We start from the raw sequence: 15,896 nt of genomic DNA, 5'->3' as shown, positions 1-15,896 counted from the left end.
AAACTAACATGTTAGATTCTAAATTATTACGTCAAGATCTCGAGCAAACAGCTGCGCGTCTAGCAGCACGTGGTTACGAGCTAGATACTGCGACTGTCAGCGCACTTGAAGAAAAACGCAAAACATTACAAGTAAAAACACAAGAATTACAAAGTGAGCGTAACAGTAGCTCCAAAGCGATTGGCCAAGCTAAAGCTAAAGGCGAAGATGCACAACCATTGTTAGATGCAGTAAGCAACTTAGGCGCGCAACTTGATAGTGTTAAAGCTGAGCAAGACGCTATTTTAGAAGAGCTCAAGCAAATTTCTTTAGCTATCCCCAATTTACCTGATGAATCAGTACCAGCGGGCGCTGACGAATCTGACAACGTTGAGATTTCAACCTGGGGCGAGCCTAAAAAGTATGATTTTGCAGTAAAAGATCATGTAGACTTAGGACAAGATCTAAACGGCCTTGATTTTGAAATGGGCGTTAAAATTACCGGTTCACGCTTTACTGTAATGCGCGGCGCAATGGCCCGCATGCACCGTGCACTAGTGCAATTTATGCTAGACACGCATACAGATAAAAACGGTTATACAGAAATGTACGTACCGTATTTAGTAAACCGCGACAGTTTATACGGTACAGGCCAATTACCTAAGTTTGCAGAAGACTTATTCCATACTAAAGGTCTTGTAAATGATGACGGTGAAGAGCAAGAAGGTTTTAGCTTAATTCCTACTGCAGAAGTACCACTGACAAACAGCGCGCGTGACGAAATTTACGACGAAAAAGATTTACCAATTCGTTTAACTGCCCACACTCCGTGTTTTAGAAGTGAAGCTGGCAGTTATGGCCGTGATACTCGTGGCCTTATTCGTCAGCACCAGTTCGATAAAGTTGAGCTAGTACAGCTGGTAAAACCAGAAGATTCAATGCAAGCATTGGAAGAGCTAACAGGTCACGCAGAGCAAATATTACAAGCGCTAGAGCTACCATACCGTAAAGTAATTTTATGTATGGGTGACATGGGCTTTGGCTCAGCAAAAACCTACGATTTAGAAGTATGGTTACCAGCGCAAGATACCTACCGTGAAATCTCATCATGTTCAAACATGGTTGATTTCCAAGCGCGCCGTATGCAAGCACGTTTTCGTCGCGCGGGTGAGAAGAAGCCAGAGTTACTGCATACACTCAATGGCTCAGGCCTAGCAGTAGGACGTACTTTAGTGGCTATCTTAGAAAACTACCAACAAGCGGATGGTTCAGTAGTCGTGCCTGAAGTACTTCGTTCATATATGAACGGCCTTGAAGTAATTAAATAAGCTTTAGAGCTGTAAGCTTTAAGAAGAGAAGCCGCTGTTTGTAATGAACAGTGGCTTTTTTGTAAGTTCAATTTATAGGTGCAAGGTTAAAGGCGAGCGAAAAAGTTAGTTAACTTGAACTTTGGTTAAGAGATTTACTCAGATACTTATTAAAAGTATTAATATTATTTTTATTCTCCTAAGCTCAGGTTAGTTATCTAGGGTGATTAAAAATCATTTAAAAGAGTAACGTAAAATGCGTTTTAATACCGACGTATATTGCTTAAAAAATCCACCTGTGTTGTAAGCAATACCATGTTTTTTTAGTACGGCTTGCACCTTAGGAGCAACTTCTTGATAGCGCGATGATGGCATGTCAGGAAATAAATGGTGCTCTATTTGACAGCTCAAATGCCCCGTTAATATATGAAACCAATTAGCGCCGTTAATATTTGATGAACCTAAAACTTGGCGATAATACCACTGACCTTGAGTTTCATTTACGCAGTCTTGCTCGTTAAAGGTTTTAGTTTCTTCGGTAAAGTGACCACAAAAGATGATGGTTGATGTCCACAAATTACGAATTAAATTAGCAAGAAAATTACCAGCTAAAACCCACAAAAATAATGGACCAGCTAATAGCGGGAATAACGCGTAATCTTTAGTTAACTGGCGCGCACCTTTACTAAAAAAGCGTCGTTTTAACATCGCGTGAGACACGTCAGTTTCGCGGCTTTCTTTCTTTTTACCCATAAATACACGCTCAGCTGCCAGCTCATGGTATGACACACCCCATTGAAACAATACAGTTAAGTTTATATAGGTAATAAACTGCCATATATTTTTCAAACGCCATTTAAAGTCATTACTCAAGCGTAGCAAACCATACCCAAAGTCACGGTCTTTACCAATAATATTGGTGTAGGTATGATGCTCAAAGTTATGCACGCGGTGCCAGCTTTGGCCATCACATGCTATGTCCCATTCATAGTGTTGGGAGTTAAGTTGTTTGTCGTTCATCCAGTCGTATTGGCCATGCATGACATTGTGACCAATTTCCATATTATCAAGGATTTTAGCTAATGCGAGTAGCAATACTCCCGCAACCCATAGCAATGGTTGAATAAACCCAAGCATTAATAGAATACGTCCGCTCCATTCACATAGGCGCTGTTTACGTACAATAGAGCGAATATAGTCGGCATCTTTTTGACCCACTTTATCAAGCGTCTGCATTTTTATAGCATCTAATTCGCTTGCTAGTTGCTCATAGTTAATAGTTTTCATAATTGTAACTCCAAATCACTAACAGGTTGGCTGACACACAGTTGAATGAGCTGTTCGCCGTTATCTGATAGTTCACCAGTTTTTAAATTACGTACCACGCCAGACTTTTTAATACATTGACACTGATGACAAATTCCAATGCCACAGCCGCGTTTTACTGGCAGCTGTTTTGCTTCAAACTGTGTTAGTAGCACATCAGTATTTGTTACAACATGTGCATAGTTATTAATTTTAACATTAAGTTGGCCTGCGTTATGGGTGCTTGGCAGGGCTAAACCGAAAGCTTCTTGGTTATAATTTAATGCGTGTTTTTTAGCAAAATCACTGACCGTTTGCATAAAGGTTAAAGGACCACAACAATAAACATCAGGTTTTTCTGCGAGGTTAATATGGCTGGTAATCTGATTTGATTGTTCGCGGGTTAATAATAAAAATGAAAAGTGCTTAAATCGCAGAGCCAATTCGCTAAGTTCATCAACACATTGATGTTCAGACGTTTTTGCGTAATACACTAATATGACATTGGTGGATATTTGGCCAAGATGTTCGTCAAGCATAGCGAGTATTGGCGTGATACCAGAACCTCCCGCGATAAAAGTGACTGGTGCGCCAGTGTTTTTAAATATAAATTCACCACTTGGCGCGGTGATACTACACCACGAACCAGCTTGCAGTGTTTCTTTAAGTAAACCAGTAAAGCGCCCGAGTGCATTTGTTTTAATTAGTAAGCGCATAAGCCCAGTGTTTTTAAATTGTTGAGCGCTTGAAACAATAGTAAAAACACGCGTTAATAACCGCCCATTTATTTCAACTGTTAAGCTAATATGCTGTCCAGCAATGTGAACAGGCCATTGTTTACTTGGCTTAAGTTGAATACTTAAATATTCACCCTTGTGTGATTCTGTATGGATCACTTGTGCTCTAAATTGGCCTGCACGCCATGCAGGTTTAAATACCTGCATAATTGGTTCTATATAACCTGCAAAACTTTGATGGTGTAAAAACCATTTTGAAAATTGGTCTAATGCCTGCGTAAACATCGTCATTACATCTCTTTCTAAACCGAGTGCTTATTGGCCTGTGTTTTCTTTATTTAAGGGTAAGCACTGAAATAATTACTTTAATAATTTGAGCGTACACCTGTAAGCTCAAATTTCAGCGCACAAGTGTACCTTGAAATTTTTGATTTTCAATACGTATAGAGTAATTATTCTATTGTTTTTATTTGTAACTTACGTAAGGCACGTTAAATTGCGGAATATAAAATGATAAGCATAGAATTATTTAAAACTTCAACTATCTGATTTTTAGTATTTATATTTCATGTGGTTATAGAGGCACTTTTAGGCTGCAAACTTATCAACCTGCAATGGTAACCAAATAATCATAATGTTAAAGCGAGCCATGAATATCTGTTGCATTCAACCTTTTTTTACCTTGTGATTATTTTTCAAAATGGTTTAATACGGCTAACCATATTCTTTTAATAAAGCTTTGGTTATTTGGACTTTTTAGGTTTACGCGACAGCAAATCACACGAGTAATTATTGAAGTTGAAAAAGACTAAGTAATTGAATAAAAATAGGAATTAGACTATGGTTGATATATTAATAATAAATAAAAACGAGCAATTCTATAGGCTCCTTTTGTATCTACAAGGATTGAGCAAGTGCCTAAGTCAGTATCAATTACAATCAGTGATGAGTTTTCCAGAATCAAATTACTAAAAAATAGAACGCCAGAAACATCTGAAGAAGAAGCAAAAAATGCATTTGCTCTTTTATCTGAATACCGAGATGGTGGAGTATACATAGCAAATTATTCTGGGTCGAGTGAGTGGGAAAGGCACCCAATAGGTGACGAGTTCGTTCAGGTTCTCGCTGGTGAAACGACCTTGATTCTTTTAGACGGGGAAATCGAGCAGCGCAATACATTATTTTCAGGTCAAATGTTGGTAATTCCAAAGGGGGTTTGGCATCGTTTTGAATCACCTAATGGCGGTAAAGTAATGACTATAACACCACAACCTACCGAACACAGTTTAGAGTTGCCAGTTGGTATGTAATGTCGGTGTTATTGATGTCGAGTATTTACCATAAATCCCGAACTGTCGGTATTTCATTTGTCTTACTGCCAACTGTTTGGTGGAATAACGTGAGACCTGCCTCACAATTAACTGCTGAGACAAGGTGTGATTTATCAGCAATGTGTTTACTTGCTCCGCGAATAGTTTTGCCATCGAAGGTAATGATAGGATGGGCTGATTTAACGCGGTTTTGATTGACCCAGCTGTACATCGGCAGTAGTAATAAGTCAGTATCAACAGCTCTAAAAATCCGAGCAATACTATGTCGAGTGGGTATATCATTTTCGAAAGAGCGAAATCCCCTTAACTGATCAAGCTTACTATCACCATATACATCAATGTTTTACCAGTTCCCCCCCCCGATTTGACGGCAGTAATAATCAGAAAAAGCACATCAAATAAATTATTATGCTGATTTATATGTGAACGATTGTCTTTGACGAGCTCTAAATGTGAGAAGAGTGACATAGTAAGTTTAAGATAATGAAATTTATGTATTAGGTCATAAATAGTGTTTATTTACAAAGTGTGATCCCCGCATGACTCAATAGGTGAGTTATGCGTTAGCAGAAGGACTTGCCTCGTGAATATTTATTCATGTTTTATTAATCATATAAATGTATAATCCAATTAAGAAATTTCAAATTATATTTTGACTTTTCTTAACCGCTCACTGCATTATTGAAATAATGATTACATTTAAGAAGGAATATGAGTAGTCATGGATAACTATATCAACAATATCGTTTTAGCATCTCCTAAGCAGTTATTAGAACGCTTTCAACAAAGTAAAACTGACTATGACACAGAATTTCACATTATAGTCGCTGACAGGTACAATAATCGCTATTCTGGTTTCTTTATAAAATATGACCCTGAAATTAAAATGGTATTGCTAACTGATAAAGAGCGTGAAATTTCTTTTATTGATACAGATAGTATTGTAAATATTTCTATTTATGATTTCGCAAAGCATGAGCGCTTTTTATTAGGCCAAGAACCAATTAAACTAGTATCTCCATTTAAAGCAGATGATATTGAAACGTCTGTAACTTTAATTAAGTCTGCGCTTAATAACACTCATGGGCTTGACTTTAATTTCACTATTGATGAAGTGTCAGCTGAAAACACTGACAAAATTAAAGCTATTCTAGAAGTGCTTGGTGATACTCTTATGGCTGTTGCTAATGATGACTTCAGTAAAGAATATATTAGTCAAATAACCGATTTTTATATTAAAAATGAGCCAAGAGATGGCGTTCGCTTTAAAAAAACGAATTCTACAATTTTGGTGAGATTCAATTTTGAAGGTGAGCTTCCGGCTGAACTTCAAACAAAAATTGAAAACGGAATAAACAACGTATTCTGATTTATTCAAATTTTTATATGTACTTTTCAACTCAAAATAAGGAATGATAATGGGACTTAAAGAGAAAAAAGCAGCAAGAGATTTCCAAGAAAACAACCTTGAAGATCTAAAGAAAAAAGTTTTTGATGCTGCAAAATTTGAATTTGAAATAGAAATTGATTGGGATAGTTTGTCAGTTGATAATTATGCTCATCTTTATAGTCAGACTTGGACTCAAATTTACTTCGAGCCAATGATTATTGCGTTCAGCAAAATGTGTGCTGATAGCTTTTCTCAAGAAGCAATTCAAGACGATTTGAAAAAAGTTGTTATTCAAAATATTGGTGATATCAGCAATGCCAATAAATACTCTTCATACAGCAATGGCGTGTTGACATTAAACCATTCATCAATTGCCAATGCAGAAAACCAAATTGAAGATCGCGCAAAAGCTCTACAAGATACTGTAGAAAATGCTCTTTAATTAAAATTAAGCCATGTGCATAATGATTTATTAGTTTATGTGCATGGTTTTTTTTAGCTAAAACACCTCAGTAAATATATTCCCATCAAATTACCCGTGCATTTTATGATGCTATAGTCTGTTCTTAGAACACAAAGGTTGTTTAACTATTTGCATAGGAAACGGCGATAAAATATGGCGATATTTTAAATCTATTAATCTTGTAATGGTCAAAATATTAGAAGCTTTGAAAGCTGAAAATACTAATTGATATGGTTTTCTGTAATTTTTGATCCAAAGCTGAATAGGCGAATAATTTTTGATGATTATAATGAAGTATTTTATATGTTGTGGTTCATTAGAAATACCTTTAATTAGTGCAGATTTAATGGCCTCTGCAGAGCTTTCAAGTACTGACATTATGTTCCTGCTATGGGATAGATAACGATCGGAATATACAAAAACAAGAGAACAGGTATTTCTTTTTCCTTCACCTGCATATTCACCCCAGTAAAATACAATAATCCTCATTTCCAATGCGGTGACAACTAAAATGATATGGAAAAATATATTTTTTCCCGCATTAAATCAGTTAAAGAAAAACCTTGTCATCTCAACAGCACACTGATTGAATAATCTGCTTACTTTGGCGTTATCAGCAGCAATTTTGCATCTTTTCCATCGGTTAACACCGCGATATTACCCTCGGTTGTAACAAATACATCCCGCAAACGCCCAGTTACCTCTGGTAAAACATGAGTCTGGGTAAGTTCACCATTCGCTAAATTAACGCTGTAGAGCTTTTTATCGACCAGCGTAGTGATTAGCACATGCTGTTGTAGTGAGGGAAAAGCTAAATGCTTTGAGCCATAATAAGCCATGCCAGAAGGGGCGATTGAGGGCGTCCAATCAACCGTTGGTTTAGCCATTCCAGGGTATTCTCTAAACGGTGAAATACGTGCTTGTGAGTAATCATCTCCGTTGGTGATCACCGGCCAGCCGTAATTGGTGCTTGGGGTTAAATAGTTTAGTTCGTCGCCGCCTGCGGGGCCGTGTTCGTGGCTAACAATTTGCTGTGTATCGTAATCATAAACCAAGCCTTGCAAGTTACGGTGCCCGAGTGAGTACACAGCATGAGCTGCAGGATTTTTGTGATTAATAAATGGGTTATCGTTTGGTATCGTGCCGTTTAAGTTTATGCGTAATGTTTTGCCAAGTTGACTGGTCATAACCTGTGCTTGCTCACGGTAGTCAAAGCCATCGCCACTTGAAAACAATAAGGTATTATCGGGTAGGACAAGAGCGCGGCCAGAGTAATGCTGCGGTGTGTCTTTATCTGTGGCAACTTTATAAATAATTTTTGGCGTTGAAAATTGCGCACCATCAAACGTAGCTTTGGCAATAACGAGCCTGTTTGCATCAAGCTCACCTTGAGCGTAAGTGAATATAATTTCTTTTGATTCACTGTAATTTGGCGAAAGCACTATATCGAGTAGGCCGCCTTGGCCTGCAACGTATAAGCCCTCGAAATCTAGTTTAACTCGGGTTTGTTGGTTGTTTTTAATGATAACAATATGACCATCACGTTCCGTGACAAACCAGGTATTGCTTGGGAGTTTAACCATGCTCCACGGTGAATTGAGTCCCGTTGCTAAGGTATCAGCAGTGTATTGCTGTTTTGGTAGCTCTGCACTGGCGTTACAAGAAAACGCTAAAAGCGAGAGTAGAGTAATACAACGTAGAGATTGTTTACCCTGCAAGCCTTTGCTACTGTAAGAAAAAAGTTTCATTTTAAGTTGAGATAACCATGTCGTTTTTAACACGTATACTCCCTTCATTTTTAGTTTCTTGGTTACTTACATTTACACTCGCTAGCTTGTTTCATAGTCAATACGTTGTCAATCAATTAGTTAATGTGGGTGTTGTGGTGGGCTTTAATGACCGTGTTAACTTAACCCTTGAAGATTGGCTCGGCTTGCTACCGACCTATGGCGCTATTATTGCTATTGCACTTGCCATCGCGTTTTTGGTTACCTGGCTTATTGCTAAAAAAGTTAAAAAACAAGGTGCGCAATTATTTGTAATTGCGGGTATTGTGGCGTTTGCTACGGCTTTAATTGCTATTGAGTCAATTATGAATATTACTATTATAGCGGGCGCAAGAGGCTGGGGTTTTTATATGCAGCTGCTTGCAGGGGCTGTAGGGGGTTATGTTTTTGCTAAGTTGAGCAATGGTTGTCATAGTAAAAATGAACTCATCTAGTTTTACACAGAGATAATCATTAAGGTTTTTAATTATTCCTTAAGATTTGATGCACAGCGGATGCAAAGCTATAGAAATAACCTGAGGCCTCACCTTTGTAGCTTTTCAATTAATTGAGGCTTGAACTTGTTGGTTGGTATTGTCCTTGTTGCATAAAGTCTTCTAAAAACCATGCAGCAAACTCATGTCGGCCTTCTACATCGGCTTTGCTGTAAATATCGGACGCTTGTTGACGAACGGTTTTTTCTTTTGTGCTTCTTAGTGCGCTTATTTCTTTAAAGCTTAAGCCTTTAAGTAACAATATCGCGACTTCTTGCTCACTGCGGGTCAATGTCCATTGTGAAAATTGGGTTTGAATAACGCCGCTGTATTCATGGCGCGCATCCATCATTGCCTGTGAGATGTTTTTAAGTTCTTTTTTTGAATGCACTAATTCTTGTTTCAGCGCATTAATATTGGCAGTACGCGCACGAATATCGCTAATTAAGTAAATAGCACAGGCTGCAGAAATGACAACGATTAAGCCCTCAGAAAAAATATGCCACTGCGGCACCCCTAAACGTATATCTGTTAGCACATCAAAAAAATTCAACACCATTATTACGAACAATGTAGCCGCTATTAGCTTATCTCTCATTAAAACCTCTACTATCAATGCCTTATAAATGAAATGGACAAATGTACCATAGCGTAATTTTCGCTTTTTTTGGGTACGTTAAGGCGTTTGCCTGATGATTTAACAGCATAAAAAAGTCATGGTTGATTCTATAAAATTAATCAAATGTGAACAAACGAAATGCTGTTAAATTTTACAAAAAAAATGCGTCATTTTTTGTGTATTCAATATACGTTATTTTTCCTCTCTACGGTGGCTTTATTAACATTTAATCCTGTGTTTGCTTCGCAAAATTTAGCGCCTGTAGGGCTTTCTTCACTCAGTGGTTTTGATGTTGAATTTGCGCCGATTCAAAAAACAGAGTTTATTAACGGGCAAAGTTTAATTGGTGAAGTTAATTTCAAACCTGGGGTCAATTATACGGTGCTGTTTGCGTTTGATGTACAGCAGGTTCGTTACTTATACCCTAACGGCCGCATGGTTGAAAAGGGCGCCACTATTGCAAGCGTTGAGGGCAGTGATGTACACCATTTTTTAGATGCCTATCAATCAGCAAAAGACATGCTCGCTATTGCTAAAAGCCATTACGACATAAACCAACAACACTTAAAAAACAAAATAATAAGAAGCTCTGAATGGGTTGAAATCACAAAAAGCTATTTTGAAGCCAAGCTAAATTTTGAACATATGCAACATCAAATGGCATTTTTAAACATTGATGACAGTGAAAACGTGACCTTAGTGAGTCCAAAAACGGGCATTTTAAAACTCACCAATGAGTCGGGAAACCGTGTAATGGGTGACACCGCGTTTGATATTATCGATGCAAGTAGTATTCGCGTTAAGATTAAAGTCCCTCTTAGTTTTACCAACACGTTAGCGCATTTTAAGCTGTCACAACATTGCAGCTTAAATATTGAGAGCTATGACAGTATTGCAGATAAATACCATCAAATTGTGTGGGCGACACCAAGCTCAAATGAGTGCCAGCTGACACTGGGGCAAACCATCAAAGTCACACCGGTAAATAAATTAACGGGCTTTAAAATAGCAAAGTCAGCGGTGTTTGAATTTGAAGATGTTAATTACATTGCTTTGAAGTCTGGCGATAACCTTGAGTTACTACCGATTGAGCTCAAGGGTACACAAGGCAAAGACTATGTATTTACTGCCAATAAAAACCTAGATGATCAGCAGGTACTAATAAGCTCGGTAAGTGCGCTACAAGGTATGTTGCTTCACTTAGGGAGAGAGTAAATGTTAAACCAGCTTATTAAATTTTCACTTACTCAGCGTTTGTTTGTTAGTATTTTTGTTATTGTTGCTATGGCCATTGGCGCTAAATCTTGGTTAAGTATTCCGGTGGATGCTTTTCCAGAAATATCACCCACTCAAGTTAAAATAGTTTACAAATTACCCGGCATGAACGCCCTTGAAATAGAATCGCAAGTAACACGGGTGATTGAAACCGAATTACTGGGTATTCCGTCACAGCAAATGCTGCGCTCTACCACTAAGTATTCTATTACCGATATTACCATTGACTTTGAAGAGGGCACCGACATTTATTGGGCGCGCCAGCAAGTGAATGAGCGTTTATTAAATATTTTGCCCACCTTGCCCAGTAATATTAGTGGCGGCATGGCGCCAATGAGCACGCCTTTGAGCGAAGTGTTCATGTTTACCATAGAAAGCACTCACTTATCGTTGATTGAAAAAAGAGAGCTTTTAGATTGGCAAATTCGTCCATTACTGCGCACTGTAACCGGCGTTGCTGATGTAAATAGCCTTGGCGGCTTTTCAAAAACCTATGAAATACTTCCCAATACTTTATTGATGCAACAGCATCAAGTCAGCTTTGATGAAATGAAGTTAGCAATCACGCAAACGAATCAAAACGGTGGCATAGGGCGCTTAGAAAAAGGCAACGACACCTTAATTTTGCGCACTGAGGGCAAATACACCGATATAACCGCCATTGAAAATACCGTGATTAAGTCCACTCAAAATAAGGTTATTCGGTTAAGTGATATTGCCACGGTACATGTTGGCAGTTTAACCCGTTATGGCGCAGTCACTAAAAACAGTGAAGAGGCGGTACAAGGGCTTATAATTGCGCTTAAAAATAGTAATACAGCGCAAGTTGTTGAAGATGTAAAAGATAAACTTCGCACTATTGAAGCGTCATTACCGCAAGGCACAAAAATTAATTTGTTTTACGACCGTTCTAACTTAATAAATACCGCAATTAGCACCATTACCAGCGCATTAGGCCAAGCGATTATTTTAGTGATAGTGCTACTTGCCTTGTTTTTAGGTGATATTCGCTCTTCATTGGTGGTGTCTTTGTCTTTACCTATGTCGGCATTGCTGACATTTATAATGATGAAGCAGTTTGATTTATCGGCTAATTTAATGAGTTTAGGCGGCTTAGTGATTGCCATTGGTATGCTGGTGGACTCATCGGTAGTTATTGTTGAAAACATAGTGAATCGGTTGGCTAACAATCAGCACCTCCCTCGGCTGCATGTTATTTATCGCGCCTGTAAAGAAGTCGCGGCGCCAGTGTTCTCAGGCACAATTATTATTATTATCGTGTTTTCACCGCTATTAATGTTAACAGGGTTAGAGGGCAAGTTATTTACCCCAGTGGCGCTCACTATCGTGTTTGCCATGCTAAGTGCGCTGTTGTTGTCGTTAACGGTTATTCCAATTTTAGCCTCATTGTTATTAAAAAATGAACCCGTAACCCAGCCTAAAATGGTCACGCTATTACAAGGTTTTTATACTAAAACACTTGCCCAAGCAATTAAAAAGCCGGTGGCTATTAGTGTTATATCAGTTGCTGTTTTAGTGCTCAGTGGGGTGTTATTTCAGGGACTTGGTAAAAGCTTTATGCCCGTTTTAGATGAAGGCGACATTATTGTGCAACTGGAAAAATCGCCGAGTATTTCCTTGCAAGCCTCGCTGGATATCGATAAACAAATTGAAGCCACACTGTTAAAAAACATCCCAGAAATCGTACAAATTGTTGCCCGTACCGGCTCCGATGAACTCGGGCTTGATCCTATGGGATTAAACGAAACCGATGTGTTTATGGAATTAGCGCCAAAAGATACGTGGCGTTTTGACTCCAAAGCGCGGCTAATCGAGGATATTCGACAAACACTTGCGCAATTTCCAGGGGTAAATATTGGCTTTACTCAACCAATACAAATGCGGGTATCAGAAATGCTCACCGGTGGCACCGGTGATATTTCGATTAAAGTATTCGGTAATGACATTGCGACACTTTCCTCATTAGCTGAAAAAATCACGGCACTTGCCACTAATATTGACGGTGCAAGTGATGTGCAAATGGCGCTTATCGAAGGGGGGAAATACGTAAATATTAAACTTATTCCTGAGGTTGCTAGTCAGTTTGGTTTAACCACCGAAGGATTAAGTGATTATTTAAAGTCGCAATTAGAAGGCTTACAGGTATCGGCACTGCAGAAGGAAACCGCGTGATCCCTATTGTGTTTAATGCACAAAAAGGCGAAAGCGCAGCACACTTTGAGTTGTCGTCAATGAGCGCATTAAAGCAAAAGCTAATTTTAATGCCCGACAACAGCCTACTACCACTTGAAGAGGTGGCTAATATTAGCTTTAAAACGGGGCCATTGTTAATAGAGCGAGAAAAAGCAAAGCGCTTTGCTTCTGTAAGCGTTAATGTGGATAACCGCGATGTGGTTAGTTATGTAAATGAACTGGAAGCTAAAATTAATAGCAGCATAAAGTTACCCAGTGGTTTTACCTTGTCGTTTGGTGGTGAATTTGCAAGCCAGCAACGTGCGACACAAAACTTGCTGGTGCTTATTCCTGTGGCATTAATACTAATTTTCATTATTTTATTTACCACGTTTAAATCGTTATCTAAATCAACGCTGATAATTGCTAATATTCCGTTTGCATTAATGGGGGGAGTGATTGCCCTATTTATTAGTAATGAATACCTCTCGGTGCCTGCATCGGTTGGTTTTGTTGCTTTACTTGGCGTAGCGGTACTCAATGGTATTGTGATGATCAGCTACTTTGAGCAAATGAAAATGTTTTCTGCCAATGTAACGCAGCGCATTTTAGATGGTGCAAGCAGACGCCTTCGCCCAGTGTTAATGACAGCCACAACCGCAATGTTTGGTTTACTGCCACTGGTATTTGCCACCGGCCCCGGCGCTGAGATTCAAAAGCCATTGGCGATTGTGGTTATTGGCGGGTTAATTACCTCAACAATTACAACACTTTATTTATTACCTATCTTTTATGGTTGGTTGGAGAAAAAACATGGCTGAACAGTTACTTTTTACCCTAAATGTACCCACAAACATAAAAGATGACGTGGTTGATATATTAATTGGCATAGACTGCATTACCGGCTTTAACTTAAAAAACATTGAAGGCTACAGTAAAGAGCACAGTGAATTTGACATTGCCGAGCAAGTAGAAGGGCATCGCAGTTTTTATCAGTTTGAGGTGCATATATTATTAGCGCAGCTGCAAACAATTAAAACGGCATTAAGCCCTGTGTGCCAATACACCCCATTAAAATATTGGGTTACGCCTATTGTTGAAAGCGGGCACCTTAGATAGTGTAGTTAGAATTATAGGCTGTTGCTTCGAGCAGCCTCTTTTTATAACTAAATACAAAATAGCTAAAAAGAGGTCACAATATTGCTATAAGTTAATATTGTTCGAAAAAGTTATTAGTGTAGATCTAGCAACTATACTATGCCATTGCTAAAGCGCTATTTAGCAATGCTGGCTTTTTCATTCGTGCTTAGGCTTGGTTCGCAATATGCGTTATCTACAGGCTCTAGAGTTACTTTACCTCCAGCATTTACTACTACACATTGCGTATTTTTATCTAGTTTGTGCTTTTGAATAACAGTAAAGTCACCTTCGTTAGCTGCGTATAAGTTGTACTGGTATGCGGTATTTCCGCCTTCAAACAGGGCAGTAAATAAGCCCCCGACGAGGCCGCCAATAATTGCGCCGCCTACCATTTCTTCAGTATTACCATCTAGGTTGTCAACGAAGCCGAAGCCTGCGCCTGCTGCGATGCCTGTACCTACCTCAGATGATAGCGTTACTTGCTGCATTGACCCTACAGTAGCGTAATAGCGTTTAACCATTTGATTTTGATCATTACGGTCAATGCCTTGTGATGCACAGCCGGAAAGTAATAAAAAGATCAGTAAGCTTTTTTTCATGAGATGATTCCATTTATGTTCATGTCGATAAGTTATTATCATAGCGGTCAAAATTGAAAAAATATGTGTGGGCTTTGTGTGTTGTTGTTTTAAGTTGTAAGAAAGTGTGGGTAACCTTGTTTGCGACATAGATAAGTTAATGCGTTGTTTAGGCGAGAATTCAATAATACTTTTGCTGGTATGGTTTTATTTTTATTTATGAAGAGCGGGATAGTTTTAGCAAATTAATTGAGTAGGTATGTACTTTATTACGACACACAATAGCAAACTCATGCTTGCTATTGTGTGTTGTAATTAAATAATAAATTCGTAAATTCGTAAATTCGTAAATTCGTAAATTCGTAAATTCGTAAATTCGTAAATTCGTAAATTCGTAAATTCGTAAATTCGTAAATTCGTAAATTCGTAAATTTTTACATTTGATTAGTTAAATAGTAAATCGTAATACAAGGTTATTGAGTTGCTCTGCTAATTTTGCAAGCTCAGTACTAGAAGCATTCGTTTGTTCCGAACCATCAGAGCTTTGAATTGATAAGTCGCGAATATAAACTAAATTTTTATCTACTTCTCTTGCAACGGTTGTTTGCTCTTCAGCAGCGCTAGCAACAGTTATATTTTGATTACTAATTTGACTTATCAAACCGGTTATTTCGCTAAATGCCGCTCCTGCATCATTTGCTATCAGCAGCGTACCTTCAGCTAGTTGATTACTGTTATTCATATTCACAACAGCTTGGCTTGTCTCTGACTGAACAGTCTGAATCATTTGCTCAATTTCTTTAGTAGATTCTTGTGTTCGATGAGCAAGAGCTCTTACTTCATCAGCTACGACAGCAAAACCGCGACCACTCTCTCCAGCGCGTGCAGCTTCGATAGCGGCATTTAACGCTAACAGATTCGTTTGATCTGCTATCGCTCTAATCACATCAAGTACTGACTCTATATTTTTTATATTTGCGGCTAAGGTGGTAATACCAGCTGCTGAGTTTTGGATCTCTGAAACCAATGAACCTATTGTTTTGATGGTTTCGTTTATTTTAGCCTGGCCTAACTGTGCTTTTTCATCCGCAACCTCAGCATTGTCACTCGTAGAGTTTGCACTACGCGCAACCTCTTCAATGGCTGCTGTTAGTTCATTAACCGCCGTAGCTGCCTGCTCTAGCTGATCTCTTTGTTGGGTTGCAATTTGTGTAGACTGGTTAGTTACAACCGTTAACTGTTCAGAGGTTGTAGCCAGTTGCTGAGACGACCCACCAATTTGTGAAAGTGTTTCGCGTAATTGATTTTGCATGTCAGCT

At 38.6% G+C, this 15,896-nt stretch carries 14 protein-coding genes and 2 pseudogenes; 8 read left to right on the top strand and 8 right to left on the bottom strand.

The genetic code is table 11. The features are described 5' to 3' along the window. Window positions 1–8 precede the first annotated feature (8 nt). Window positions 9–1,307, top strand: coding sequence for a serine--tRNA ligase (gene serS / locus FW757_RS19785; protein ID WP_145242225.1), 1,299 nt, complete (start codon window positions 9–11; stop codon window positions 1,305–1,307). A 213-nt stretch (window positions 1,308–1,520) separates the two neighbouring features. On the opposite strand, the gene FW757_RS19780 is transcribed toward serS, so the two are convergent. Then, entirely contained in the window at window positions 1,521–2,573 is a 1,053-nt protein-coding gene (locus tag FW757_RS19780; protein ID WP_182762040.1) for a fatty acid desaturase family protein, read from the bottom strand. Next, complete coding sequence (locus FW757_RS19775) at window positions 2,570–3,613, bottom strand: flavin reductase family protein (protein ID WP_446441607.1); 1,044 nt, start codon at window positions 3,611–3,613, stop codon at window positions 2,570–2,572. Before FW757_RS19775 ends, FW757_RS19780 begins: the two co-directional genes overlap by 4 nt. Before the next feature lie 629 nt (window positions 3,614–4,242). On the opposite strand from FW757_RS19775, the gene FW757_RS19770 reads away from it, so the two are divergent. Continuing rightward, on the top strand, window positions 4,243–4,638 hold the full coding sequence (locus FW757_RS19770) for a cupin domain-containing protein (RefSeq protein WP_446441593.1): 396 nt from the start codon (window positions 4,243–4,245) through the stop codon (window positions 4,636–4,638). Window positions 4,639–4,666: 28 nt separating this feature from the next. On the opposite strand, the pseudogene FW757_RS19765 reads toward FW757_RS19770, so the two are convergent. Then, window positions 4,667–5,127: pseudogene (locus tag FW757_RS19765) on the bottom strand (ISAs1 family transposase); the annotation flags it as partial. 253 nt (window positions 5,128–5,380) lie between these two features. Between FW757_RS19765 and FW757_RS19760 the strand changes: the two are divergent. Together FW757_RS19760 and FW757_RS19755 are read left to right on the top strand one after the other, a co-directional pair. Next, the gene (locus FW757_RS19760) at window positions 5,381–6,028 is read left to right on the top strand and encodes a hypothetical protein (protein ID WP_182719384.1); all 648 of its coding nucleotides are present in this window, start codon (window positions 5,381–5,383) and stop codon (window positions 6,026–6,028) included. A gap of 49 nt (window positions 6,029–6,077) precedes the next feature. Beyond that, a complete protein-coding gene (locus FW757_RS19755; RefSeq protein WP_182719383.1) occupies window positions 6,078–6,491 on the top strand; it encodes a hypothetical protein in 414 nt (137 codons plus the stop codon). A 111-nt stretch (window positions 6,492–6,602) separates the two neighbouring features. Here FW757_RS19755 and FW757_RS19750 read toward each other — a convergent pair whose 3' ends face one another. Both FW757_RS19750 and FW757_RS19745 read right to left on the bottom strand, forming a co-directional pair. Further along, window positions 6,603–6,890 carry a hypothetical protein gene (locus FW757_RS19750; RefSeq protein ID WP_404699710.1) on the bottom strand — a complete coding sequence of 96 codons (288 nt, stop codon included), beginning with the start codon at window positions 6,888–6,890 and terminating at the stop codon, window positions 6,603–6,605. 221 nt (window positions 6,891–7,111) lie between these two features. Next, on the bottom strand, window positions 7,112–8,293 hold the full coding sequence (locus FW757_RS19745) for a PQQ-dependent sugar dehydrogenase (RefSeq protein WP_404699711.1): 1,182 nt from the start codon (window positions 8,291–8,293) through the stop codon (window positions 7,112–7,114). Here FW757_RS19745 and FW757_RS19740 point away from each other — a divergent pair. Continuing rightward, entirely contained in the window at window positions 8,278–8,733 is a 456-nt protein-coding gene (locus tag FW757_RS19740; RefSeq protein WP_182719381.1) for a hypothetical protein, read from the top strand. The two genes, FW757_RS19745 and FW757_RS19740, sit on opposite strands and share 16 nt — an antisense overlap. Before the next feature lie 109 nt (window positions 8,734–8,842). Here the strand turns inward: FW757_RS19740 and FW757_RS19735 are convergent, their stop codons facing one another. Next, window positions 8,843–9,370: a helix-turn-helix transcriptional regulator gene (locus tag FW757_RS19735; protein ID WP_404699712.1), complete on the bottom strand. Its 528-nt coding sequence runs from the start codon at window positions 9,368–9,370 to the stop codon at window positions 8,843–8,845. 183 nt (window positions 9,371–9,553) lie between these two features. Between FW757_RS19735 and FW757_RS19730 the strand changes: the two genes are divergently transcribed. From FW757_RS19730 to FW757_RS19720, 3 genes and pseudogenes are all read left to right on the top strand, one after another. Further along, complete coding sequence (locus tag FW757_RS19730) at window positions 9,554–10,606, top strand: hypothetical protein (RefSeq protein ID WP_404699713.1); 1,053 nt, start codon at window positions 9,554–9,556, stop codon at window positions 10,604–10,606. Further along, window positions 10,607–13,680, top strand: a pseudogene (locus FW757_RS19725) (efflux RND transporter permease subunit). Beyond that, a complete protein-coding gene (locus tag FW757_RS19720; RefSeq protein WP_182740869.1) occupies window positions 13,673–13,978 on the top strand; it encodes a DUF3240 family protein in 306 nt (101 codons plus the stop codon). The pseudogene FW757_RS19725 and the gene FW757_RS19720 overlap by 8 nt, the downstream one beginning before the upstream one ends. A gap of 155 nt (window positions 13,979–14,133) precedes the next feature. On the opposite strand, the gene FW757_RS19715 is transcribed toward FW757_RS19720, so the two are convergent. Next, on the bottom strand, window positions 14,134–14,598 hold the full coding sequence (locus tag FW757_RS19715; RefSeq protein WP_182719378.1) for a hypothetical protein: 465 nt from the start codon (window positions 14,596–14,598) through the stop codon (window positions 14,134–14,136). 427 nt (window positions 14,599–15,025) lie between these two features. Beyond that, window positions 15,026–15,896, bottom strand: an 871-nt coding sequence (locus FW757_RS19710; protein WP_446441592.1) for a methyl-accepting chemotaxis protein, incomplete at its 5' end; no start/stop codon positions are given.

This window comes from Pseudoalteromonas sp. 1181_04 (genome assembly GCF_052850545.1).
Note: the sequence above shows the minus strand (reverse complement) of the source record. Positions and strands in the feature narration are given on the sequence as shown.

What these genes read in the sequence shown, in the direction of transcription:
- serS (WP_145242225.1), top strand. Translation starts at nt 9, where the DNA reads ATGTTAGATTCTAAATTATTACGTCAAGATCTCGAGCAAACAGCTGCG.
- FW757_RS19755 (WP_182719383.1), top strand. Translation starts at nt 6,078, where the DNA reads ATGGGACTTAAAGAGAAAAAAGCAGCAAGAGATTTCCAAGAAAACAAC.
- FW757_RS19730 (WP_404699713.1), top strand. Translation starts at nt 9,554, where the DNA reads ATGCGTCATTTTTTGTGTATTCAATATACGTTATTTTTCCTCTCTACG.
- FW757_RS19735 (WP_404699712.1), bottom strand. Translation starts at nt 9,370, where the DNA reads ATGAGAGATAAGCTAATAGCGGCTACATTGTTCGTAATAATGGTGTTG.
- FW757_RS19760 (WP_182719384.1), top strand. Translation starts at nt 5,381, where the DNA reads ATGGATAACTATATCAACAATATCGTTTTAGCATCTCCTAAGCAGTTA.
- FW757_RS19780 (WP_182762040.1), bottom strand. Translation starts at nt 2,573, where the DNA reads ATGAAAACTATTAACTATGAGCAACTAGCAAGCGAATTAGATGCTATA.
- FW757_RS19720 (WP_182740869.1), top strand. Translation starts at nt 13,673, where the DNA reads ATGGCTGAACAGTTACTTTTTACCCTAAATGTACCCACAAACATAAAA.
- FW757_RS19740 (WP_182719381.1), top strand. Translation starts at nt 8,278, where the DNA reads ATGTCGTTTTTAACACGTATACTCCCTTCATTTTTAGTTTCTTGGTTA.
- FW757_RS19750 (WP_404699710.1), bottom strand. Translation starts at nt 6,890, where the DNA reads ATGTCAGTACTTGAAAGCTCTGCAGAGGCCATTAAATCTGCACTAATT.
- FW757_RS19775 (WP_446441607.1), bottom strand. Translation starts at nt 3,613, where the DNA reads ATGTTTACGCAGGCATTAGACCAATTTTCAAAATGGTTTTTACACCAT.
- FW757_RS19715 (WP_182719378.1), bottom strand. Translation starts at nt 14,598, where the DNA reads ATGAAAAAAAGCTTACTGATCTTTTTATTACTTTCCGGCTGTGCATCA.